Source organism: Paraconexibacter algicola (assembly GCF_003044185.1).
In the GTDB taxonomy this organism is placed as follows: domain Bacteria; phylum Actinomycetota; class Thermoleophilia; order Solirubrobacterales; family Solirubrobacteraceae; genus Paraconexibacter; species Paraconexibacter algicola.
The window spans coordinates 188,333-209,782 of record NZ_PYYB01000003.1; the positions used below are offsets into that span (position 1 = coordinate 188,333).

24 protein-coding genes are annotated in these 21,450 nt (G+C 75.2%); 7 read left to right on the forward strand and 17 right to left on the reverse strand.

What is annotated here, in order from left to right; all coding sequences use genetic code 11:
* The 9 genes from C7Y72_RS17955 to C7Y72_RS17995 all read right to left on the reverse strand — a co-directional run bounded on the left by C7Y72_RS17955 (position 1) and on the right by C7Y72_RS17995 (position 6,572).
* On the reverse strand, positions 1–924 hold the full coding sequence (locus C7Y72_RS17955; RefSeq protein WP_107570574.1) for a crotonase/enoyl-CoA hydratase family protein: 924 nt from the start codon (positions 922–924) through the stop codon (positions 1–3).
* The gene (locus tag C7Y72_RS17960; protein ID WP_107570575.1) at positions 921–2,528 is read right to left on the reverse strand and encodes an acyl-CoA dehydrogenase family protein; all 1,608 of its coding nucleotides are present in this window, start codon (positions 2,526–2,528) and stop codon (positions 921–923) included. Before C7Y72_RS17960 ends, C7Y72_RS17955 begins: the two co-directional genes overlap by 4 nt.
* Before the next feature lie 58 nt (positions 2,529–2,586).
* The gene (locus C7Y72_RS17965) at positions 2,587–3,129 is read right to left on the reverse strand and encodes a carboxymuconolactone decarboxylase family protein (RefSeq protein ID WP_107570576.1); all 543 of its coding nucleotides are present in this window, start codon (positions 3,127–3,129) and stop codon (positions 2,587–2,589) included.
* Positions 3,126–3,770 (reverse strand): TetR/AcrR family transcriptional regulator, encoded by a 645-nt coding sequence (locus tag C7Y72_RS17970; RefSeq protein ID WP_233243926.1) that lies wholly within the window; start codon positions 3,768–3,770, stop codon positions 3,126–3,128. The genes C7Y72_RS17965 and C7Y72_RS17970 overlap by 4 nt, the downstream gene beginning before the upstream one ends.
* 55 nt (positions 3,771–3,825) lie before the next feature.
* Complete coding sequence (locus C7Y72_RS17975; protein ID WP_107570577.1) at positions 3,826–4,032, reverse strand: hypothetical protein; 207 nt, start codon at positions 4,030–4,032, stop codon at positions 3,826–3,828.
* A gap of 127 nt (positions 4,033–4,159) precedes the next feature.
* Positions 4,160–4,642, reverse strand: a complete 483-nt coding sequence (locus tag C7Y72_RS17980) for a DUF6691 family protein (protein WP_107570578.1) — start codon at positions 4,640–4,642, stop codon at positions 4,160–4,162.
* The gene (locus C7Y72_RS17985) at positions 4,643–5,104 is read right to left on the reverse strand and encodes a YeeE/YedE family protein (protein ID WP_107570579.1); all 462 of its coding nucleotides are present in this window, start codon (positions 5,102–5,104) and stop codon (positions 4,643–4,645) included.
* A gap of 30 nt (positions 5,105–5,134) precedes the next feature.
* On the reverse strand, positions 5,135–5,575 hold the full coding sequence (locus C7Y72_RS17990) for an acyl-CoA thioesterase (protein ID WP_107570580.1): 441 nt from the start codon (positions 5,573–5,575) through the stop codon (positions 5,135–5,137).
* Between the two features lie 22 nt (positions 5,576–5,597).
* A complete protein-coding gene (locus tag C7Y72_RS17995) occupies positions 5,598–6,572 on the reverse strand; it encodes a phage tail protein (protein WP_107570581.1) in 975 nt (324 codons plus the stop codon).
* A gap of 72 nt (positions 6,573–6,644) precedes the next feature.
* Here C7Y72_RS17995 and C7Y72_RS18000 point away from each other — a divergent pair, with 72 nt between their 5' ends.
* Both C7Y72_RS18000 and C7Y72_RS18005 read left to right on the forward strand, forming a co-directional pair.
* Positions 6,645–7,556, forward strand: coding sequence for an alpha/beta hydrolase (locus C7Y72_RS18000; RefSeq protein WP_107570582.1), 912 nt, complete (start codon positions 6,645–6,647; stop codon positions 7,554–7,556).
* Positions 7,553–7,939, forward strand: a complete 387-nt coding sequence (locus C7Y72_RS18005) for a VOC family protein (protein WP_107570583.1) — start codon at positions 7,553–7,555, stop codon at positions 7,937–7,939. Before C7Y72_RS18000 ends, C7Y72_RS18005 begins: the two co-directional genes overlap by 4 nt.
* A 6-nt stretch (positions 7,940–7,945) precedes the next feature.
* On the opposite strand, the gene C7Y72_RS18010 is transcribed toward C7Y72_RS18005, so the two are convergent.
* Entirely contained in the window at positions 7,946–9,253 is a 1,308-nt protein-coding gene (locus tag C7Y72_RS18010) for a glycerophosphodiester phosphodiesterase family protein (RefSeq protein ID WP_199224003.1), read from the reverse strand.
* Positions 9,254–9,277: 24 nt separating this feature from the next.
* On the opposite strand from C7Y72_RS18010, the gene C7Y72_RS18015 reads away from it, so the two are divergent.
* The gene (locus C7Y72_RS18015; RefSeq protein WP_107570584.1) at positions 9,278–10,078 is read left to right on the forward strand and encodes an SDR family NAD(P)-dependent oxidoreductase; all 801 of its coding nucleotides are present in this window, start codon (positions 9,278–9,280) and stop codon (positions 10,076–10,078) included.
* A gap of 6 nt (positions 10,079–10,084) precedes the next feature.
* Here C7Y72_RS18015 and C7Y72_RS18020 read toward each other — a convergent pair whose 3' ends face one another.
* Positions 10,085–10,861, reverse strand: a complete 777-nt coding sequence (locus tag C7Y72_RS18020; protein ID WP_107570585.1) for an alpha/beta fold hydrolase — start codon at positions 10,859–10,861, stop codon at positions 10,085–10,087.
* Positions 10,858–13,083, reverse strand: coding sequence for a molybdopterin-dependent oxidoreductase (locus C7Y72_RS18025; RefSeq protein ID WP_107570586.1), 2,226 nt, complete (start codon positions 13,081–13,083; stop codon positions 10,858–10,860). The genes C7Y72_RS18020 and C7Y72_RS18025 overlap by 4 nt, the downstream gene beginning before the upstream one ends.
* Before the next feature lie 90 nt (positions 13,084–13,173).
* Between C7Y72_RS18025 and C7Y72_RS18030 the strand changes: the two genes are divergently transcribed.
* On the forward strand, positions 13,174–13,752 hold the full coding sequence (locus C7Y72_RS18030) for a hypothetical protein (protein WP_107570587.1): 579 nt from the start codon (positions 13,174–13,176) through the stop codon (positions 13,750–13,752).
* A 9-nt stretch (positions 13,753–13,761) separates the two neighbouring features.
* On the opposite strand, the gene C7Y72_RS18035 is transcribed toward C7Y72_RS18030, so the two are convergent.
* Positions 13,762–15,471 (reverse strand): Ig-like domain-containing domain, encoded by a 1,710-nt coding sequence (locus C7Y72_RS18035; RefSeq protein ID WP_107570588.1) that lies wholly within the window; start codon positions 15,469–15,471, stop codon positions 13,762–13,764.
* Positions 15,472–15,529: 58 nt separating this feature from the next.
* Here C7Y72_RS18035 and C7Y72_RS18040 point away from each other — a divergent pair, with 58 nt between their 5' ends.
* The gene (locus C7Y72_RS18040) at positions 15,530–15,832 is read left to right on the forward strand and encodes a hypothetical protein (RefSeq protein WP_107570589.1); all 303 of its coding nucleotides are present in this window, start codon (positions 15,530–15,532) and stop codon (positions 15,830–15,832) included.
* 31 nt (positions 15,833–15,863) lie between these two features.
* Here the strand turns inward: C7Y72_RS18040 and C7Y72_RS18045 are convergent, their stop codons facing one another.
* Together C7Y72_RS18045 and C7Y72_RS18050 are read right to left on the reverse strand one after the other, a co-directional pair.
* Positions 15,864–16,271: a PPOX class F420-dependent oxidoreductase gene (locus C7Y72_RS18045; protein WP_107570590.1), complete on the reverse strand. Its 408-nt coding sequence runs from the start codon at positions 16,269–16,271 to the stop codon at positions 15,864–15,866.
* A gap of 13 nt (positions 16,272–16,284) precedes the next feature.
* Positions 16,285–17,325 carry an NAD(P)-dependent alcohol dehydrogenase gene (locus tag C7Y72_RS18050; protein WP_107570591.1) on the reverse strand — a complete coding sequence of 347 codons (1,041 nt, stop codon included), beginning with the start codon at positions 17,323–17,325 and terminating at the stop codon, positions 16,285–16,287.
* Between the two features lie 87 nt (positions 17,326–17,412).
* Here C7Y72_RS18050 and C7Y72_RS23470 point away from each other — a divergent pair, with 87 nt between their 5' ends.
* Complete coding sequence (locus tag C7Y72_RS23470) at positions 17,413–17,571, forward strand: hypothetical protein (protein ID WP_154732477.1); 159 nt, start codon at positions 17,413–17,415, stop codon at positions 17,569–17,571.
* A 9-nt stretch (positions 17,572–17,580) separates the two neighbouring features.
* On the opposite strand, the gene C7Y72_RS18055 is transcribed toward C7Y72_RS23470, so the two are convergent.
* Positions 17,581–19,353 (reverse strand): LVIVD repeat-containing protein, encoded by a 1,773-nt coding sequence (locus C7Y72_RS18055; RefSeq protein ID WP_158276921.1) that lies wholly within the window; start codon positions 19,351–19,353, stop codon positions 17,581–17,583.
* A 75-nt stretch (positions 19,354–19,428) separates the two neighbouring features.
* Here C7Y72_RS18055 and C7Y72_RS18060 point away from each other — a divergent pair, with 75 nt between their 5' ends.
* Positions 19,429–20,022 (forward strand): metallophosphoesterase family protein, encoded by a 594-nt coding sequence (locus C7Y72_RS18060; RefSeq protein ID WP_158276922.1) that lies wholly within the window; start codon positions 19,429–19,431, stop codon positions 20,020–20,022.
* On the opposite strand, the gene C7Y72_RS18065 is transcribed toward C7Y72_RS18060, so the two are convergent.
* Positions 19,949–21,394 (reverse strand): sensor histidine kinase, encoded by a 1,446-nt coding sequence (locus C7Y72_RS18065; protein WP_107570594.1) that lies wholly within the window; start codon positions 21,392–21,394, stop codon positions 19,949–19,951. The genes C7Y72_RS18060 and C7Y72_RS18065 overlap by 74 nt on opposite strands.
* Between the last annotated feature and the right edge of the window lie 56 nt (positions 21,395–21,450).

Consider the following 21,450-nt stretch of genomic DNA (forward strand, 5'->3'; position numbering starts at 1 on the left):
TCAGCCCTTGAAGGTCGACGGTCCCGCGTCGCCGAACGGCCCGTCGCGCTCGAGGACCGCCTGACGGAAGCCGGCCTCCGCGGCCCGCTGCTGGAAGGCGTACCCCTCCTTCGTGTGGCGGGTGATGCCGTCCAGCAGCGTGCCGAGCACCTGCGTGGAGTGCAGGCCCTGGCTGTAGAGCTCCTGGTTGACGAGCAGCTTCATCATCTGCAGCTGGTTGACGGGGTTGCGCGCGATCCGCTGCACGAGGATCTCGGTGCGCTCGTCGAGCCGCTCCGGGGCGGGCGCCTCGATCGCCATCCCCCACTCGAGCGCCTCCTCGCCGCTGAGCGAGTCGCCGGTGAACAGCAGCCGCTTGGCGCGCTGGGCGCCGAGCCGGTGCGCCCACAGCGCCGTCGTGGGCGAGCCCCACACCCGGGCGGGCGGGTAGCCGATCTTCGCGTCGGCGGCCATCACCAGCAGGTCGGAGCACAGCGCCATGTCGGTGCCCCCGGCCACGCAGAAGCCGTGGACCTTGCAGACCACGGGCTTGGAGCAGTGGAAGAGGCTCATGAACCCGCGGACGTTGCGGCCCATCATCGCGTAGTCGACCATCGGGTCCCACGTGCCGGACGGATCGTGGTTGGCGGCCATCACCTGCGGGTCGATCGCGCTGCCCGCGGGCGGCGGGGCGAACGAGTCGCCGAGCCGGCCGGCGCCCTCGGCGCTCTCGACCAGGTCGTAGCCGCCGCAGAAGCCCTTGCCGTTGCCCGACAGCAGCAGCACGTGCACCGCCGGGTCGAGGTCGGCCTGCTCGACGCAGTGCTCGAGCTCCTGCACGAGCCGGCGGGTGATGCCGTTGCCGCGCTCGGGCCGGTCGAGCGTGATCCGCGCGACGCGGCCGTCGACCGCGTAGGTGAGCGCCTGCAGGTCGCCGACGCTCACGCCGGGAGGGCCCGGTCGACGATCGCGGCCGCGTCGACCCCGACGGGCAGCGTGCCGTAGGCGTGCCCGGCGCCGCCGGCGCTGAGCCGCGAGGCGCAGAACGCGTCGGCGACCGCGGCCGGCGCGTGTCGCACGAGCAGCGCGCCCTGCAGCGCGAAGCCGAGGTCCTCGACGATCCGCCGGGCCCGGAACTCCGCGTCCTGCGGGGTCAGCGTCGCGAGGTCGGCCTGCACGCGGTCCAGGTGCGCGTCCAGGCGCGCGTCACCGCCGCGGGCGAGCTCGCACTCGGCCAGGAACGCGGGCAAACCCTCGGGCTCCTTCACGAGCGCGCGCAGGACGTCCAGCGCGGCGACGTTGCCCGATCCCTCCCAGATCGACTGCAGCGGCGCGTCGCGGTACAGCAGCGGCAGGCCCGACTCCTCGACGAAGCCGTTGCCGCCGAGGCACTCGAGCGCCTCCCCCGCGTGCTGCGGGGCGCGCTTGCAGACGTGGTACTTCATGACCGCGGTGGCGAACCGGCGGAACGCGCCCTGCTGCGGGTCGTCGAAGGCACGCGCGACGCGCAGGGCGGCGGCGGTCGCCGCCTCGGACTCGACCGCGAGGTCGGCGAGCACGTTGCGCATCAGCGGCTGGTCGACGAGCTGCGCCCCGAAGGCGGCGCGGTGGCGGGCGTGGTGGATCGCCTGCATGGTGCCGTGGCGCATCGAGGTCGTCGAGCCGAGCAGGCAGTCGAGCCGGGTGTGGTTGACCATCGTGATGATGGCCTTGACGCCGCGGCCCTCCTCGCCGACGAGGCGGCCGACCGCGCCGCGGAACTCGACCTCGCTGGAGGGCAGCGAGCGGGTGCCGAGCTTGTCCTTCAGGCGCTGGAACTCCATGCCGCCCTCGGCGCGGTCGACGAGGAAGCAGGAGAGGCCGGCGTCGGTCTGCGCGAGGACGAGGAAGACGTCGCACGGCGGGTAGGAGCAGAACCACTTGTGGCCGGTGATCGCGTACGTGCCGTCGCCGGTGGGCACCGCGACGGTCGTGTTCGCGCGGACGTCGGAGCCGCCCTGCTTCTCGGTCATCGCCATGCCGCCGAGCGCGCCCGCGTCGTAGTCGGGGAGCGTCAGCCGGTCCTCCCAGCGGGCCGCGAGCTCGGGCGCACCCGCCCGCAGCGCGGGGACGATGGCGTTGGTCATCGAGACCGGGCACAGGACGCCGCCGTTGGCGTGGCCCCAGGTGCTGAACAGGGCGGCGCGGGCGACGTGCGCGCCGTCGCGCGCCTCGCGCCACGGGACGCTCGCGAGGCCGTGCTCGATCGCGGTGCGCAGCAGCGCGTGCCACGACGGGTCGAGCTCGACCTCGTCGACGCGGTGCCCGTAGCGGTCGTGGGTGCGGAGGATCGGCTCGTTGCGCTCGGCCCGCTCGCTGTGGGCGAGCGTCTCGGGCCGGCCGACGAGCTCGCCGAGGACGTGGACGCGGTCGTAGGCCCAGCCGCCGCCCTCGCGCTCGAGCGCCTCCTGCAGCGCGAGGTCGAGCGCGAAGAAGTTCGCGGGCCGCAGCGGGGCGGCCTGGTTGTGGACCTCGTGCGTGGCGTGCGAGGGGCGGGCGATGGTGGCCATGCCCGCAGCCTAGTGAATCCGGATTCACACGGTCAAGGGCCGCACCTGCGACGCCGGGTCAGCGGCGCGCCCGGTCGGGCTGCACGCGCAGGACGTGCAGTGCCGTCGCGAGCAGCTCGTAGTGACCGGCGAGCATCACCAGCTCGATCAGGCCGCGCTCGTCCAGGTGCCCGCGCAGCAGCTCCCACGTCTCGTCACCGAGGTCGCGGGTGTGGTGCAGCTCGTCGGTCGCGAGGAGCAGCGCGCGCACGCGCGGCGACCAGCCCGGCGCCTGCGGCCCGAGCTCGACGCGGTCCATCTCGACGTCGGTGAGTCCCGCCCGCGCACCGAGCCGGCGGTGCTGGGTGCGCTCGTAGGCGCTGTCGGCGAGGTGCGCGACCCGCAGGATCACGAGCTCGCTCTCGCGCCGCGGCAGCGTGCCGCCCGGCATCAGCCGCCCGGCGAACACGAGCCAGCCGCGGAACAGCGAGCGGTGCCGTCCGAGCGTCAGGAAGATGTTCGGCGGCGTCGTGCCGGTGACGCGGCCGGCGACCTGCGCGAAGGCCCAGGTGAGGACGCCCACGTCACGGCGCGAGCCCGGGGTGATCCGCGGCACGCTCACGCCTCCTCCCCCAGCACGCGCGCGACGAGCCCGACGACCGGGCCGTGCAGCGCCTCGAGCTCGTCGAAGCGCCCGGCGCAGACGCGCTGGGTCACGAGCGCGCTGATCGCGGCCACCAGCGCCTCGACGGCGAACCGGTCGGTGTCGTCGCGGGCGTCGACGAGCGTCGCCATCGCGTCGACGAAGCGGGCCTGCACGTCGACGCGCCGTCGCAGCGCGGCATCCCCGGCGGCGTAGACCTCGACGAAGAACGTGCGCGCGATCGCGGGCTCGGCGGCCAGTGCGGCGAGGTAGGAGCGCAGCACGCGCGAGAGCTGCTCGAGCACCGGCAGCTCGGCGGCGGCCGGGTCCGCCTCCGGCTCCGGGGCGGCGAGTCCGGCGGCCATGATCCCCAGCAGGACGGTCGCGGCCTCGTCGTAGGCGGCGAGGAAGCAGTCCTCCTTGTTGGCGAACTGCTCGTAGAAGGACTCGCGGGAGACTCCTGCGCGACGCAGGACCTGGGCGACGGACGTCTTGGCGTAGCCGTGCTCGGCCACAACCTCGGCCATGGCGCGCAGCAGGCGCTCGCGCTGGGAGGCGGCGACCTCCTCGCGGCTCAGGCCGTGGCGGCCGCGAGGGAGCTTGCGGGGAGCGGTGTCCACCCGAGCGAGACTACCGGGACGGTGAACACCGCTGTTCGTGGAGGAGTCTCGGGGACTAGCCGAGGACGTCGAGGGCGCCCAGGGCCTCGCCGGGCGTGCTGTACGAGCCGATCATGCGCAGCTCGCGGGTCTCGGCGTTCACGTCGTAGAGCGTGAGCGTCTTGCGGTCCAGGACGACGTCGTCACCGAGGATGCACTGCGCGAGGTTCAGGTCGTCCAGGTAGCGGACGGTGGGGGCGGCAGCGGCGGCGGTCGGGCTCATGTGGATCTCCAGTCGGTGGTAGATCCCTCTCCTCGCCCCCCGGTGAAGGAGGCACGAACGAGTGTTCCGCACCGCCGTCGAACACGGTGTGCGAGCGCGCACACAACGACCGACCGGTCGGTCAGGTCTACGCGGGCACCACCGCACGCGCGGACGGATCGGGCGCGGCCGTCGCGTCGCTGGCCGGCTCGGTCTCCACCGCACCCTCGCGGCGCATGTACAGCCAGACCCCGGCGAGCACGCCGACGAGCGTCACGAAGCCCCAGCCGATGCCCTGGCCGACCTGCGCGGCGACCGGTCCCGGGCACGCGCCCGAGACGCCCCAGCCGAGCCCGAACAGCAGGCTGCCGCCGACGTGCCGGCGGGTGGCCCGCTCCGGCGTCCAGGCGATCGGCTCGTCGACGAGCACCGCGCGCCGCCCCAGCCGCGCGAGGATCCGCAGGCCGATCGCGGCGGTCCCGACGGCGGACCCCATGAAGAAGAACATGTAGGCGTCCTCGAACAGGAGCGCCTGGCGGATGACGTCCGGATCCACCATGCCGCTCCAGCAGAGCATGAAGCCGAAGACCAGGCCGATGAACGCCCCGGCGGCGTGCTGACGGGCGGCCATCTAGATCAGCGCCCGGATGACGAGGCTGACCACGATCGCCGTGCCGAAGAACGTCGCGGTGGACGCGAGCGCCGCCGGCGACAGCGTGCTCGTGCCCGCCAGGCCGTTGCCCGACGTGCAGCCGCCCGCGGTCTTCGCGCCGTAGCCGATCAGCACCCCGGAGACGAGCAGCAGCGGCACCATCCACAGCTGCTCCCCGCCCTCGAAGGTGCGGGTCATCCAGCCGTAGCCGTCGAAGCTCGTCGCGCCGTTGAGCAGCGCGAACAGCGCGCCCGCCCCGACGATCCCGAGCGCGAACCAGCCGCGCCAGTCGATGTCGCGGCGGCCCGCCGCGGCCTTGCCGATCAGCTCCGAGAAGCCGCCGGTGACCCCGAGGCGGGCGTTGAAGAGGATCCGGCAGGCGACCACGCAGAGTCCCATGACGGGACCGGCGATCCACCAGGCGATCTGGTCGTCGAGCATCGTCCGAGGATATCCCACTCGTTCGGTGGACTATTCGGCGGCGGCGGGGACCGCCCCGTCGGCGCGCAGCGCGGCCGCCATCGCCTCCGGCAGCGGGGCCGCCCGCCCGGCGGCGTAGTCGTATCCGACCAGCGTTCCCCAGCCGTCCGCGACGAGCCGCCCGTCGGCCGTGCAGACCATCCGGAAGTCCAGGCGCACGCTCGAGCGGCGCAGCACCGCGGGGCGCACGTCGGTGCGGATCTCCTCGTCGTAGAGGCCCGGCGAGCGGAAGCGCACGTGGGTCTCGGCGAAGATCACCGGGAAGTCGTGGCCGAGCGTCACGTCGGCCTCGGGGAACAGGCGCGCCATGTACGCGATCCGCGCGCTCTCGTGGAACTGGTGGACCGCGACGTTGTTGAGGTGCCGGTTCGCGTCGAGGTCGCCGTAGCGGATCCGGTCGACGAACGAGAACGGCCAGGGCTGCTCGCTCATCGACCGGATCCTAGGCGGACGCTCAGCGCGTGTGCAGCCGGATCTCCGGCCCGACGGCGGGCGCGTAGCGGGAGTCGGCCAGGCCGACGAACACCCGGTAGGTGCCGCCCCGCGGCACGGTCACGCGCACGGCGTAGCGGGACGCGTCCTCGCGCAGCGTGCGGGTGATCCCGCCGCCGACCGTGACCCAGCGGCCCTCGCTGTTGCGCTTCTGCACCGCCATCTGGGCCGGGACCCAGGACGGCGAGACCGTGCCGGCGAAGCGCACGCGGCTGCCGCGCCGCGGCCGGGTCGTGCTGACCGCCGTCCGCACGACGGGCGAGACCCCGACGATGATCGGCGCCGACACCAGCCGCTTGGGCTCGGTCGCGACGACGCGGAACTGCGCGTTGGAGGTCAGACCGAGCACCGGGATCGAGAAGCTGCCGTCCGGCTTCGTCACGACCGAGTTGCCGGCGTTCGCGAACCCCGACGTGTACGGGAACGCGTTGATCTGCAGCTGGATCCTGCGGTCCCCGCCGCCGGTGCCCGCGAGCTGCCCGGTGAGCGTCGTGGGAGCGCCGATCGTCACCGGGTTGGGCGTCGCGGTCAGCGACAGGGAGAGCGGCACCTTCTTCGTGCGGAACGAGCGGGTGCCGCCGGACACGACGCCCGACGCGTTGCTGGCGATGACGCGGTAGTAGTAGGTCGTGTTCGCCTTCAGCCCGGCGATGTCGGCGCGCGCGGTGATCGCCCGGGTGCCGCTGCCCGCGGGGGCGACCGGCGTCGAGGTGCCGAGCTTGCGGGTCGGCCCGTACTGGAAGTTGTAGGTCGTCGTCGCGCCGTTGGGGTCGACCTTGGCGTTGAGCCGTGCCGAGGCGCTCTCGACGCGGGTCGGCGCAGAGGTCGACACGGAGGGCTTGGCGGCGAGCGCCGAGGCGGGCGCCGCGACCACGGCGACGGCGGCGGCCGACGCGGCGATCGTCGCGAGCGGGAGAAGCGGGCGGGTCGGAGTCATCCCGCCAGTCTCTCCGCCCGGGCGCGTGTCCAGTCCTCCCTCTCACGGAACGCTCACGGATAGGCTGCGCCCATGCCCGGTCTCCCGCCCGACGTCGTCCGCGCCTCGCTCCGCCCGCTCGCCCGCTGGCTGCTGTCGCCGCGGATCAGCTGGGAGACCTCCCGCAAGCGGCTCGAGCTCGCGACGCTCGTGCCGCCGCCGCCGCGCGGGACGCGCATCGTCCCCGGCAGCTGGGGCGGCGTGCCCGGCTTCGACGCCCGTCCGGCGGGCGCCGACGACCGGCGCGTGCTGCTGTACCTCCACGGTGGCGGCTACTGCACCGGCACCGCGAAGGCGTACCGCGGCTACGCCGCACGGATCGCCGCGGCGGCCGGGGCGCGCACCGTCGTGCTCGAGTACCGGATGGCCGACGAGCACCGCTTCCCCGCCGCGGTCGACGACGCGCTCGCCGCCTACCGGGCGCTGCTGGACGAGGGCGTCGACCCCACGAAGCTCGTGGTCGCGGGCGACTCGGCAGGCGGCGGGCTGTCGCTCGCGCTCGCGCAGCGGATCCGCACCGACGGGCTGCCGCAGCCCGCCGCGCTCGGGCTCATCTGCCCGTGGCTCGACCTCACGCCCGAGGCGACCGGCGGGCGACCGGACGCGCCGCGCGAGCCGCTGCTCAGCCGCTCGCGCATCGGCCGCTTCGCCGCCAGCTACCTCGGGGACGCCGACCCGCGCGACCCGCTCGCGTCCCCGATGTTCGCCGACCTCGACGGGCTGCCGCCGTTCGTCGTGCAGGTGGCGGGCGACGACTTCCTCGCCCCCGACGGCCGCGCGATCGCGCAGCGCGGCCGCGACGCGGGCCTCGCGGTCGACGAGCGCGAGTTCGCCGGCCTGTGGCACGACTTCCACCTGATCTCGCCGCTGCTCGCGGGCGAGGGCGCGCAGGCCCTGCCCGCGATGGGCGCCGCGCTGCGCCGCCACATGGACGCCGCCCGATGAGCGCCCTCGTGCGGCGACTGGACTTCCTCGGCGTCCCCTCCCAGGACGTCGACCGCTCGCGCGCCTTCTACCGCGACGTGCTCGGCCTGCGCCCCGACCCGACCGCCGCCTACGAGCAGTGGGCGGGCGACACGTGCTTCGCGATCTGGGAGCCCGAGGCGCAGGGCATGCCGTTCGTCGCGCAGCAGGGCAACCCGTGGCCGCTGGGTGTCGACGACGTCGCCGCGACCCGCGCGCAGCTCGAGGCGGCCGGGGTCGTCTTCTTCGGCGACACGATCGACACGGGCGTCTGCCACATGGCGTTCTTCGCCGACCCCGACGGCAACCAGCTCATGCTCCACCACCGCTACGCCCCGCCCGCCGGCGGCGACCCGGCGGCCTGAGCGCGCTCAGCGGCGCAGCGTGACGCGGCGGGCGCGCTCGACCCGCGCGCCCTCGACGCGGGTGAGCGCGGCGACCGCGACCGGCCCGCGCCCCAGGCGCCGCCGCACGTCGCGCGCGACCGCGATCCGCGTGGTCGTCGCCGCCACGCCGTAGGGGAAGTGCAGCGGCGCGGTCGCGACGCGCCGGCCACCGCGGGTGCGCAGCCGCAGCGTGCCGCGACACGCCACGTCCAGCGTCGTCGCCGTGCGCGCCAGCCGGACCGTGGCGCGGCCCGCGCGGTCCACGCGCGAGATCGCCGCCACCTCCGGGAAGCAGGCCTGCGCGGCGCGCGCCGCGCCGCCGCCGCAGTGGTTCGGGTTGCCGGCGGGGCGCGGGACGCCGCGCCGGCAGAGGACCGCCTCCAGCGCGCGCGGCCGCGCGGGCATCAGGCCGTCGACCCCGAGGTCGAGCATCGCCTCGTAGACGCGCTCGGACTCCTCCTGCCCGCTGAACCAGACGTGCACCGCATGGCCCGCCCGGTGCGCGCGGGACACGAAGTCCGCGGTGACGATCGGCACCCCGTTGAGCTTCGGCGGGACCTGCAGCGCGACGGTGCCCGCCGGCGCCAGGCCGGTCCCCAGGAACGTCGCCGCCCCGAGGATCCCGGGCGCGGTCCCGATCTCGGGCAGCTGGGCGTGGAAGCGGTCGACCGCGTCCTGGTTGAACGAGACGACGACCAGCGGCCCGGCGGGCACGCGGCGCAGCAGCGCGACGAGCAGGTCGGCGTTGCGCAGGAACGAGTCGCGGTCGGCGTCGGAGCGGCCCTTGATCTCGATGTTCACCGGCACGTCCGGGAACGCGCGCAGGACCTCCTCGAGCGTCGGGATGCGGAAGTCGTCGGGCGTGTACCCCAGGGGGGCGGACCGCTGCCCGGTCCGCACGCCGCGCAGCGGGTACGCGTCGGCGGGCAGGCCCCGCACGGTGCCGCGACCGGGGACGAAGTGGAACGCCGCGTCGAGGCGCTGCACCTCCTCCACCGAGAGGTCGTAGACGGAGCGGTCCAGGCCCGTCGTGCGCTCGACGCTCTGGTCGTGCAGCACCATCAGCGTGCCGTCCTTCGCCGGCTGCACGTCGAGCTCGAGCATGTCGGCGCCGAGCGCCAGCGACTCGCGCAGCGCGTACATCGTGCCCGACGGGTGCTCGGCCTCCCCGCCCTGGTGGGTCATGTTCAGGACCCGTCGCTCGGTCCACGGCACGTCGGCCGCCCCGGCGGCGACGGGCGCTCCCGCGAGCACGATCAGGACCGTCGGGAGCAGGACGCGCAGGAGCCGCACGGGCGCCAGTGTACGGTCCCCGGCATGTCGCTTCCGAAGCCCGCCGCCAGCGATGCGGCCCTCGTCACCGGCGCCTCCTCCGGGATCGGCGTGGACATCGCCCGCGAGCTCGCGCAGCGCGGGCACGCGCTCGTGCTCGTCGCCCGCCGTGAGGACCGCCTCGCCGCGGTCGCCCAGGAGCTGCGCGACGCCCACGGCGTCCGCGTCGAGGTGCTCGCCTGCGACCTCGCCGACCCGGCGGCGCGCGACGCGCTGCCCGACCGCGTCGCGGCGCTCGGCCTCGAGGTCTCGATCCTCGTCAACAACGCCGGCTACGGGACCGTCGGCGAGATCGGCACCGTCGACGCCGCGAAGGAGACCGGCCAGGTCCGGCTGAACTGCGAGGCGGTCGTGGCGCTGAGCACCGCGTACGTGCCGGCGATGGTCGCACGCGGCGAGGGCGCGATCCTCGTCGTCGCGTCCTCGGCGGGCTTCCAGCCGATCCCCGGCCAGGCGACCTACGCGGCGACCAAGGCGTTCGCCCTCTCGTTCTCGGAGGGGCTGCACACCGAGCTGAAGGACAAGGGCGTCGCGGTCACCGCGCTGTGCCCCGGCCCGGTCGAGACGGAGTTCGCGGCCGTCGCCGGTGCCGAGGAGCTGTTCGCCAACGCGCCGTCGTTCGCGATGGTGTCCGCCGCCGAGGTGGCACGGCAGGCGGTCGCGGGCCTGGAGTCCAACCGGCGCGTCGTCGTGCCGGGCGCCGCGATCAAGGCGGTGACGCTCGGCGGCCGCTACACGCCGCGCGCGGTGCTGCTGCCGCTGATGAAGCGCTTCTACCCGGTCTGAGCCCGGTCACGCCGCGAGGTGGGCGACCACGCGGTCGTTCACCTCGCCGCCGTGCGTGAGCGGCCCCATGTGGCCGGCGTCGTCGATGGTGTGCAGCCGGGCGTCCGCGAGGCCCGCCGCCAGGACCGCGGCGACGCGGCGGGCGGCCAGCGGCGACCGGCCGCCGCTCAGCAGCAGCGTCGGCTGCCCCACCGCCTCGAGCGCCGCGACCGTCGTGCGGTCGTCGACCACCGCGGCGATCCCGCCGACGAGCGTGCGACCCGCGTGCAGGAACGAGGCGCGCCCCGCGTCGCCGAGCGCGTCCCAGGCGCCCGGGCCGCTCCAGAAGTCCACGAAGACCCGCAGCCACGGCTCCAGGTCGTCCGGGTCGGGGTCGCGGAAGATGGAGTCCTCGGCGACGACCGCGAGGCTCGCGAGGCCCTCCTCGTCGGGCGGGTCGCGCAGCACGCCGAACGCGACCGGCTCGAACAGCGCGAGGCGGCGCACGGTGTCGGGGCGGCGCCGGACGAGGTGCAGGGCCACCAGCCCGCCGTAGGAGTGCCCGACGAGGTCGACCGCGGGGACGCCCGCCTCGGCGCGCAGTCCGTCGACGAGGTCCTCCAGGCGGCGCAGCTCGACCTCGAGGTCGAACGGGCCGTCACCGAGCAGGTCGGGGGCGTCCCCGTGGCCGAGCAGGTCCGGGGCGTGCACGACGCGCCCGTCCTGCTGCAGCGCGGCGGCGAGCCGCCCGAACTGCCGGGACGACATGCCGCCGCTGTGCAGCAGCAGGACCGGGACGCTCATCGACCGCCCGCGGCGAGCGCGGCGTCGTCCGCGGCGGCCGCCGCGTCGACCGGGACGGCCTCCACGCGGACGGCGACCGAGTTGTAGGCGGCGTTGCCGGTCAGCCGGTCCAGGACCGTCGGGTCGGTGATGTCGTTGACGCTCACGCCGGGCTTGGCGGCCGCGTGCGTCCAGCCGACGCCCTCGCGGCCGTGGCCGAAGCCGTGCGGGATCGACACGACGCCGGGCCGCAGCTCGTCGCTGACCTGCACCGGCAGGTCGATCGCGCCGACCCGGGAGCTGACGCGCACGAGCGCCCCGTCGGACAGGCCGCGGGCCTGCGCGTCGTCGGGGTGCAGCAGCGCCACGCAGCGGTCGGCGCCCTTCATCAGCCGGCGGCTGTTGTGCAGCCACGAGTTGTTGCTGCGCAGCGAGCGGCGGCCGATCAGCGTCAGGTCGAAGCCGTCGGCGGTCGCCTCCCCCTGCTCGCGCGCCTGCGCGTCGAGCCGCCGCGCCTCCTCGACGAACAGCTCGGGCGCGAGCTGCACGCGGCGACCGGGCGTGGTGAGCATGCCGGGCAGGCGCGGCTCGAGCGGCCCGAGGTCGATGCCGTGCTCGGCGGCGCGCACGCGCGCGACCGTCAGGCCCTTCAGCGGGCCGCGCCGCAGCACGCCGTAGGGCCCCATCGCCAGCGCCAGGTCGAGGATCCGCGCGGGGCTGTCGAGCTTCAGCAGCGTCGCGGCGTGCACCGCGCCGGCGACGCCGCGGCGGCGCAGCCCGGTGCCGAGCCGGCGCGACAGGCCGTTGATGATCTGCCAGTCCTCGCGGCCACCGGGCCGCTTCGGCACGGCCGCCGGGCTGAAGCGCACGTGGTTGCGGACCGACACCGCCGGCATCACGAAGTCGAGGTCGTCGCGCTCCAGGGCGCTGACCGGCGGCAGGATGATGTCCGCGTGGCGGGTCGTCTCGGTGACGTACTGGTCGATCGCCACCATGAAGTCGAGCTGCGGCAGCGCCGCGTCGAGCGCCGCACCGCCCGGGGCGGAGAGCACCGGGTTGCCCGCGTAGACCACGAGGCCGCGGACCTGGCCGTCGCCCGGGGTCGTGATCTCGTCGGCCAGGCCGGCGATCGGGAACTCGCCGTTCATGTTCGGCAGGCCGCTCACGCGCGCGGTGCGCGTGCGGTGCAGGCGGAACCCGGTCTTCCCGACGAGCTGCAGCAGCGGCGTCGGGTCCACCGGCGGCGTCGTGAACATCGCGCCGCCCGGCCGGTCGAGGTTGCCGGTCAGCGTGTTCAGCGCGGTGATCAGCCAGTGGGTGACGGTGCCGGTCTGCGTCTGGCAGACGCCTACGCGCCCGTACGCGACCGCGCTCGGGGCCGCCGCGAAGCCGCGGGCCAGGCGCACGATCGTGTCGGCGTCGACGCCGCTGTGCTCGGCGGCGCGCTGCGGCGTCCACGCGGCGGTGAGCGCGCGCAGCTCCTCCACCCCGTCGACGTGCTCGGCGAGCCGCCCGACCGCGACGAGGCCCTCGGCGAAGAGGACGCCGATCACGCCGAGCAGCAGGTACGGGTCGCCGCCGGGGCGCACGGCGACGTGCTCGTCGGCCAGCCGCGCCGTCTCGGTGCGACGCGGGTCGACGACGATCACGGTGCCGCCGCGGGCCTTCACGGCGCGCAGGCGGTCGCGCACGCCGGGCGCGGACATGACGGAGCCGTTGGAGACGGCCGGGTTGGCGCCGAGGACGAGCAGGTGGTCGGTGCGCTCGAGGTCCGGGATCGGGAACACGAGCGGCGTGCCGAGCATCTCCGCGGAGGTGAGGTGCTGGGGCAGCTGGTCGGTCGAGGTCGCCGAGTAGTTGTTGCGCGTGCCGAGCACCAGCCGCAGGGTCAGGAACGCGAGGACCGACCAGCTGTGCGCGCCCGGGTTGCCGAGGTAGTTGGCGATCGCGTCGGCGCCGTGCTGCTCGCGCACGCGGCGCAGGCCCGCCGCAGCGGCGTCGAGCGCCTCGTCCCAGCCCAGCGGCTCCCAGCCGCCGTCGGCGGTCTTGCGCAGCGGCGTGGTGACCCGGTCGGGGTCCTCGTAGAGGTCCGTGAGCGCCGCCGCCTTCGGGCAGATGTAGCCGCGGGAGAAGTGGTCCTCGGGATCGCCGGTGATCCGCAGGACCTTCGTGCCCTGCACCTCGACGGCGATGCCGCAGTGGGCCTCGCAGAGGTTGCACTGCCGATGGACGGTGGTGGGCACGACGGACCTCCCTGGTGTACGACGGGACACACCGGAGTGTCGCGGAGCGGCACCGCGAGCGCCAGTCCGAGGGTCGTAGGCTGTGCGGTGATGAACAGCCGCAACCCGCGCATGCGCCCCCGTCCGGTCAGCGACGCCCAGCACGGCCTCCTCGTCAGCCTGCACGGCGACGCCGACGTCTCCGGCGTCCAGCCGCTGATCATGGAGTTCTACGAGCGGGCGGTCGCCGGGGAGCCGGTGACGCCGCGGGAGGTGCAGCGGATCATCGACGCGTTCAAGGAGCACCGCCGCCCCGACACCGAGCTGCCGCTCACGCCCAAGCAGCTGTGGTGGATCGAGAAGCGCTCCGGTGAGGAGGCCGCCGAGGCGGCCGAGCAGCTGACGCGCGACCACTTCCCCCGGCTGGTGCTCGAGGCGCTCGCCGCCGAGTACGGGACCGCGGACGTCGACGAGATCCTCGAGCTGCCGCTGGAGCAGGTGAAGGCGTGGTCGCTGCACCTCGTCGGCGGGGCGAGCCTCCTGTTCGGCGGCTCGCAGCGCGACCGGCAGACGACGCTGATCAAGGCCGCCGCCACCGCCCACGACCTCGCCGCGCCGATGAAGCGGCTGCACAAGGACGTGGCGGGTGCCGCGGCGCGCAACGCGCCGCCCGCCGACGACGAGGCCTGAGCGCGGCGGTCAGCGGCGCGGGCGCGCCTGGCGCAGCACGAATCGCCGCGTCGTCGTCGACGCCTGCCCGGACGCCGCGCCGCGCTGCAGGATCCGCACGTCGACCGCGAGCCGGCCGCGCCGGCGCAGCGCGGCGCGGGCGGCGGGCGGAAGCCGGAACGACAGGACCTGGGTCCGCAGCTCGCGGATGCGGTGCGGGCGCGCACCGAGGCTGAAGCTGCGCGCGCCGGCGCGTGCGAGCAGCCCGGTGCGCCCGCGGCAGTCCCCGGGACCGATGCAGCTGAGCGTCAGCCGCAGGACGTCGCCGCGGCCGGGCGTGCGGGCGAGCCGGCGGATCGCGACGGTCGCGGTCGCCGGCACGCCGTGGGCGTGGCCGTCGGGCGCGATCGCGTCCTGCGTCAGCTGCGGTCCGGTCGTCGGGGGCCCGGGCGGGCAGGTCGCGCCCGGCGCCGCGCGGGTGGTGAACGACCAGCGGTACGGGGCGCGCAGCCGCCCCCCGGCGTGGTCGCGCAGCCGCGTGGTGACCTCGGCGGTGTAGGTCGTGCACGGCGCGAGGTCCGCGGCGGGCCAGGCGAGGAACGTGTGCGCCCCGTCTCCGTAGCCGTAGGGCCCGGCCTTCGGGAAGCCCGGCTCCTGCGGGACGGGCCGCCCGCCCGGACCGAGCAGCCGGAAGCTGCCCGCGTCGACCGTGCCCTCCTGCAGCGCCGTGGAGATCGACGCCAGGATGCGGTTCTCGGCGCCGCCGCCGGACGGCCCGGGTGCGGCGCGGACGGGATGCCAGGCGGTCGGCACGCCGGTCTCCCCCGGCTGCGGGTGCACGCCGACGACCTGCGGCGCCGGCGAGGTCCCGGTCGTGAGGGTCGTCCAGACCGCCTCGTAGTAGCCGGCGGCCGCCCGGGCGACGTCGAGCACGCCGCCCGAGCCCTCGACGTACTGCGCGGCGGCGGTCGGCATCGTGACCTTCACCCGCGGGTACTCGGCGGCGGTCCCGGCGCGCTCGGCGAGCGCCGCCGCGGTGATGATCGCGTGCCCGGAGCGGATGCCGTCCGCGGTGACGTCGTCGCGGCCGAGCGCCCGGTAGACCGCGAGCAGGTCGTCGACGGGCGGCGCGTAGCGCGGCACGCGCCGCAGGCGCCCGTGCTCGACCAGGCCGATGTTGTCGAGCGCGAACTCGGGCGTGTTGATGAACTGGCCGGGCGGCAACGCGGCGAGCTCGCCCGCTCCCGGCAGGCCGGTGGCGCTCAGCGCCGCGTAGCCCGGGTGCACGGGGCTCTCGCCGAAGTCCGCGAGCTTCGGCTCGAACAGCCAGTCCCAGCGCTCGTCCCCGATCCCGTGCGCGGCGGTGCCGAGCAGGTGCGCGACCTGCGCGGCGCACGGGCCCGCGGGCGCGGCCAGCGGGGCGCAGTCCGTGCGGGCGCCCAGCCGCCGCACGTACGCGCGCACGAACCGCTCCCAGTGGCTGACCTCGCCGTAGTCGCCGCCGGGCAGGCTGCTCGAGCCGTACCCGCCGTCGGGGTAGTGGGCGCCGGAGAGCAGCTCGTCGCGGTGAGCCTCGAGCAGCTGCCGCAGCGCCGGGGTGCGCACGAACGGGATCGCGGCCTCGGCCATGAAGGCGTGCGTGGTGACGCCCGAGGCGGCCGCGGGCCGCGGTGCCGCGGCGAGCGCGAGGACGCCGGTGAGCAGCACGGCGAGGGCGAGGACGGGCGAGGACAGGCGCATCTCGATCGCACGCTATCCGGTGCGCTGCGGGCGGTTGTGAAGGCGTAGGGTGCGCGCGATGAGCGCACCGAACCCGTGCAGCCACTGCGGCCGCCCGCTGCGCCCCGCGCTGCGCGGCTACTGCCTGCGCTGCGTCACGACGCCCGCCCAACGCCGCCGGCTGGGTCGCCGTTCCGCGGAGACGCTGAACGCGGAGGGACCGCTCGCGCGAGCCGCGGACCTCGCGCTCGGCGCGGTCGGGATCGTGCTCGGACTCGTCGTGGTCGTCGCGCTCGGGCAGTGGCTCGGGTTCACCGTCGCGCTCGTCGCGCTCGTGGTGCTGGCGCTGCTGTTCGCGGTCGGCCTGATCGGCGTCGGCTGAGCCGAGCCGTCCGACCGGCGGGCGCGGCGCGTCAGCGGTCGGCGCGGAACGCCTGCCAGCCGAGCACGCGATCGACCGCGACCTCGATGACGACGCGCCGCGGGTTCTCGCGCGGCTGCTGGTAGCGGGCGGCGTAGCGCGCCTCCGCGTCGGCCACCGAGGCGGGGTCCTCGCGGACGACCGCCGGACCCTCGAGGGTCAGCCAGCGGCGCCCGTCGACCGAGCACAGCGCCACGCGCCCGGTGGCCCGCACGTTGCGGGCCTTCTGGCTCGTGCCGCTGCAGATGACGCGGGCGAGCCCCGCCGCCGGATCCCACGTGAACCCCGTCGGGGTCGCGTGGGGCGTCCCGTCGGCGCGCAGCGTCGTGCAGGTGCACAGGTGGCGTTCGGCGAGGAACGCGAGCGCGTCGTCGGTGAGGTCGGCAGCGGTGCTCGGCACGGTCAGCGGTACGTCACAGGGTGGTCGTGTCGATCACGAACCGGTAGCGCACGTCGGACTTCATCACGCGCTCCCAGGCGTCGTTGATCTGCTCGGCGCCGATCGTCTCGATCTCCGCGGCGATGCCGTGCTCGGCGCAGAAGTCGAGCATCTCCTGGGTCTCGGCGATCCCGCCGATGCAGGAGCCCGCGAACGTGCGGCGCTGCAGCAGCAGCGGGAACACGGCGACCGGCATCGGCTCCGGCGGCGCGCCGACGTTGATCATCGCCCCGTCGGTCTTCAGCAGGTTGATGAACGCGGTCAGGTCGACCTTCGCGCTGACCGTGTTGATGATCAGGTCGAAGCGGTTGCGCAGCTCCTTGAACGTCGCGCGGTCGCTCGTGGCGTAGTACGCCTCCGCGCCCAGGCGCTTGCCGTCCTCCTGCTTGCTGAGCGTCTGCGACAGCACGGTCACGTGGGCGCCCATCGCGACCGCGATCTTCACCGCCAGGTGGCCGAGGCCGCCCATGCCGACGACCGCGACCTGCGAGCCGGGGCCGGCGCCCCAGTGGCGCAGCGGCGAGTACGTCGTGATCCCGGCGCACAGCAGCGGCGCGGCGACGTCGAGCTCGAGGCCGTCGGGGATGCGCACGACGAAGTCCTCGTCGACGACGACCTTCTGCGAGTAGCCGCCGCGGGTGACGGTGCCGTCGCGGTCCGTGGAGCCGTAGGTCTGGATGTTGCCCTCGACGCAGTACTGCTCGTCACCGCGCTCGCAGTACTCGCAGACGCGACAGGAGTTGACCATGCAGCCGACGCCGACCCGGTCGCCCTCCGCGTACTTCGTCACCTCCGCGCCGACCGCGGCGACGACGCCGGCGATCTCGTGGCCCGGCACGGCGGGCCGGGGCGCGGGGCCCCACTCGCCGCGCGTGTGGTGGATGTCCGAGTGGCAGATGCCGCAGTAGCGGATGTCGATGAGGACGTCCTTGGGGCCGACGTCGCGACGGTCGATGGTGAGCGGGACGAGCGGCTCGTCGGCCGCGTGCGCCCCGTAGGCGTTGACGCTGAGCATCCCTCTACCCAAGCAGACCGGCCACCTCGGCCCGTGAGGACGGGCGCTCGCGGAAGGAGCCGGGCGGCGCGCGCCGAATTTGCAGCGGTGTTCATAACCGCGCTGCTGCTGGTGCTGCTGGGCATCAACCTCACCTTCCTGGGCGTGCTGGGCATCCTGCACGTCCTGCGGCTCGACCCGCTCGACACGATGACCTACTTCGGGCTCGCCGAGCTCGACCGTCCGCGCGTGCCGCGCCGCCGCTGAGCCGCCCGCTCAGCCGCGGCCGCGGCAGGTGAGGAACCGCCGCGTCTGCCGCACCGCGGTGCCCGCCTTCGAGCGACCGGTGACCCGCACCGTCACGGTGCGGACGGGCTGGCCGCGCAGGTCGATCCGCGCGCGCAGCCGCCCGCGCGTGCGCGTGACGCGCGCGCGGCGACCGAGGTAGGTCACGTGTGCCGAGGCGTAGTGGCGGGGCAGCGTGATCGTCACGGTCCGCTGCGACACGCAGCGGGTGGGCGGCGGGTCGGCGGGCCAGGCGCGCTCGTCCAGGCGCAGGGCGTGGAAGCCGGAGGTCGCGTCGGTGTACCAGACCTCCCGCCGGACGGGATCGAACGCGGGCTGGCTGAGCGCGAGGTTGCCGGGCGTCGTCGCGGCGAGCCCCTCCCCGCCCTCGGGCGCCACGTAGTAGGCGACCTCGCGCGGGTTCTCCGGGTCGCGGACGTCGAACACGCGCAGTCCCGAGTTGATGAACGAGCAGGCCACGATCACCGGGTCGACCTCGCGCGGCGCCGCGCAGTAGTGCGCGGCGTAGCCGAACGCGAGCGGCAGCGCGACGGGGTCGGCGAGGAGCTTCGCGCGGGTCTCGGGCATGTTCGCCTCCAGCCGCAGGTTCGAGGTGACGCGCGGCGCGCGCGGGTCCTCGATGTCGATCAGCCGCGCCGCGCCGGCCCGGTTCGCGACGGTCGGCGGGTTGAAGCGGAACGCGAACTCGTCGAACTCGAGCAGGTACCGGCGGCCGCGGATCGTCAGCGGCACGGTGTTCTGCGGGACCGACACGGTGTCCCAGGTGATGCGGCTGAGCTGGCGGACGGTCGGGTCCGGCCGGCGGTCCTGGACCTCGGACACGTCGAGGATCCCGAGGTTGCCGTTGATCGGGTCGGTGTGGAAGAGCGTGCGGCCGTCGTCGGAGAGGTTCAGCCCGTGCGAGTACAGGACGCCACGCCAGACCGTCCGCGGGACGCGCGGGTCGCGCACGTCGACCGCGATGACCTCGCCGCCGCCGCCCGCGATCCAGAACGTGTTGCCGTCCGGGGCGAAGCCGCTCTCGTGCCCGTACGCGGTCGGCATCTCGGCCAGCAGCCGCGGCCGGCGGCAGTCGGTGGCGACGTCGTAGATCGCCATCGACCCGGGGAGCGTGAGGCCGTTGCCGACGACCGCGGCGAGCAGGCCGCGCCGCGCGTTGAGGTTCAGCGACTCGTGCGGGGCGAGCATCGCGAGCGTGGTGAGCAGCGCGGTGCGCTTCGGCTGCTGCGGGTCGCTCATGTCGAGCACGACGACGCCCGGGGTCGGGCCGGCGGCCACCGAGACGACGTTGGCGGGCGCGGGCAGCGACGTGTCGTAGAAGGCGCACTCGTGCCCGGCGGGGTCGACGTAGCGCCAGGTGCGGAAGCCGCCGGCCGTCGGGTAGCGGCCGAGCGGGCTGACGTTGCAGGTGTAGCCGCGGGCGGCCTCCGGGGCGTCGAGGTCGGCGCGGGAGACGCGGCCCTGGATCTCGCCCTGCAGGGGCCGGGAGCCGGGACCGCAGTCGGCGCGCGGGACGGGCCGCAGCGGCGGCTCCGGCGCCCGGGTGGCCACGCCGAAGGACTGCACGACCTGCCCGCCGGTGAGCGACAGCAGCGCCTCGAGGTCGTTGGCCGGCAGCGTCGGTCCCTCGATCGCGGGCAGCGCGCGCCCGGGCAGGTGCGCGGCGGCGGGCACGGCGACCGCGCCGACGGTGACGGCGGCGGTGAGCACGGCGAGCGCGTGCCGGGTCCTGCACTGTCCCACGAGGTCTCCTCCTGCTGGGGTGCGGCGACCGGCGCGAGCCTATCCGGCGCGACCGGACGGGTAGGGTCGGCGGCCGTGCTGGTCGCCGTGTGCGCAGACGTCCATCTGCACGTGACGCGCCTGGCGCGGGTCGCGGCGCTCGCGCGCGAGGAGGGCGCCGAGGAGCTGTGGTGCCTGGGCGACGTCGTCGACGCGCTGCTCGGCGCGCCGCCCGCCGTCCTCGCCGACGCGGTCGCGCGAGCCACCGACCTGTGCGACCTCGTGCTCGCGGGCAACCACGAGCTGTGGGCGCTCCAGCGGGGCCTGTTCGACGCGGCGACCGCGGCGGCGGTGCAGGACTGGTCGGCGGTGGAGGAGCGTCACGGGGTCGGCCTCGTGCACGGCAGTCTCGACGACCCCTACCTGGAGTTCGTGACCACGCCGCTGCAGGCGGGCCGGCTGCTGCGCGCCGCGCCCGGCTGGCTGGCGCTGCACGGGCACACGCACACGCGGCGGCTGTGGGCGGCGACCGACACCGCGCCGCACGCGCGGAAGCTCGCGACCCGCGGCGTGGTCCGGGCCGGCGAGGAGCGGCTGCTCGCGTGCCCGGGGGCGCTCACGGGGTCGCGGCCGTCGTGGCTGCTGGTGGATCTCCGGGAGCGGACGCTCGAGTGGCGTCCGCTGCGCTGAGCGCGCCGGGAGGTGCGTCCGGCGCCGCGGCCAGCGTGAGCACGAAGCGGGTGCCGGGACCGGTCGCGGGGTCCTCGATCCAGATCCGGCCGCCGTGGCGCTCGACGACCCGCCGGCAGACCGACAGGCCGATGCCGGACCCGTCGATCTCGCGGCCGTGCAGGCGGCCGAAGGTCTCGAACACGGACTCGCGGTGCTCCTCCGCGATGCCGACGCCGTTGTCCTGGACGGCGAGCTCGACGCGGTCGCCGCGCCGGTGGCCTTCGACACGGACGACGAGCCGCCGCTGCGGGTCGGCGAACTTCACGGCGTTGGCGAGCAGGTTCTGCAGCACGAGCGCGAGCTGGCCGCGGTCGGCGAGCACGGCGGGCATCGCGGCGACCTCGATCCGTGACCGGGTGCCGTCGAGCCGGGCCTGCAGTCCGCCGAGCACCTCGTGCGTCAGCGCGGCCGGGTCGACGGGCGCGAGCTGCGGCTCCTCGCGTCCGGCGCGGGAGAACTCGAGCAGGTCGTCGATCATCCGCTGCATCCGCGCGGAGCCGTCGACCGCCCAGTGGACGAACTCGCGGGCCTCGTCGTCCAGGCGGTCGCCGTGGCGGCGCTCGAGCAGCCCGAGGAACGAGGAGACGGTCCGCAGCGGCTCGGACAGGTCGTGGGAGGCCACGTAGGCGAACCGCTGGAGGTCCTCGTTGGAGCGGGCGAGGTCGGCGGCGGCGGCGCGGGCGCGCTCCTCGGCGACGAGCGCGCGGTGCAGCGCCTGACGCTGGCGCAGCCGGGCCTCCTCGCTTTGCCGCCAGGCGACGATCGCGAACCCGCCGGCGGCGGCGACCGCCCCGGCGTGCACGGCCGCCCAGCGCCACGGGTGCTCGACGGCGCCGGGGTGGTTGTAGACGGTCTCGGGCGCGAGGCCGCCCATCAGGCCGTGGTGCAGCAGCACGTAGCCGGCGGCGATCCCGAAGGTCAGCCAGTCCTCGTAGAGCGTCAGCGCGACGATCATCACGAAGAAGTGGAAGTGCGCCTCGATGTAGCCGCCCGACAGGTGCACGGTCACCGCGGACGCGCTGATCAGGCCGAGCGCGACGAGCGCGGCCGCGGGCTTGCGGGCGGTGAGCACCCAGGTCGCGAGCGCCGCGGGTACGGCGACGACGAGCGCCTCGACCGTCGCGTGCGCGAGGCCGACGCCCTGCACGAGGCCGAGCGCGAGCAGGGCGGGCACGTGCAGCCACAGCAGGGCGAGCAGCAGCCGGTGGCGGCGCGCGAACTCCTGCGGCGGCAGCGAGGACCCGGTCGGCAGGCCCGCCCGCAGCCGCGCCCGGGCGGACGGCGGGTCGGCGGGGGACGGTGACGGGAGGGTCGCGGGGAGGTCCGGCATGGCACGGGCGGACGGGGTCCGTACGTGGCGCATCGGCGCGAGCGGCGCCGGGCTTG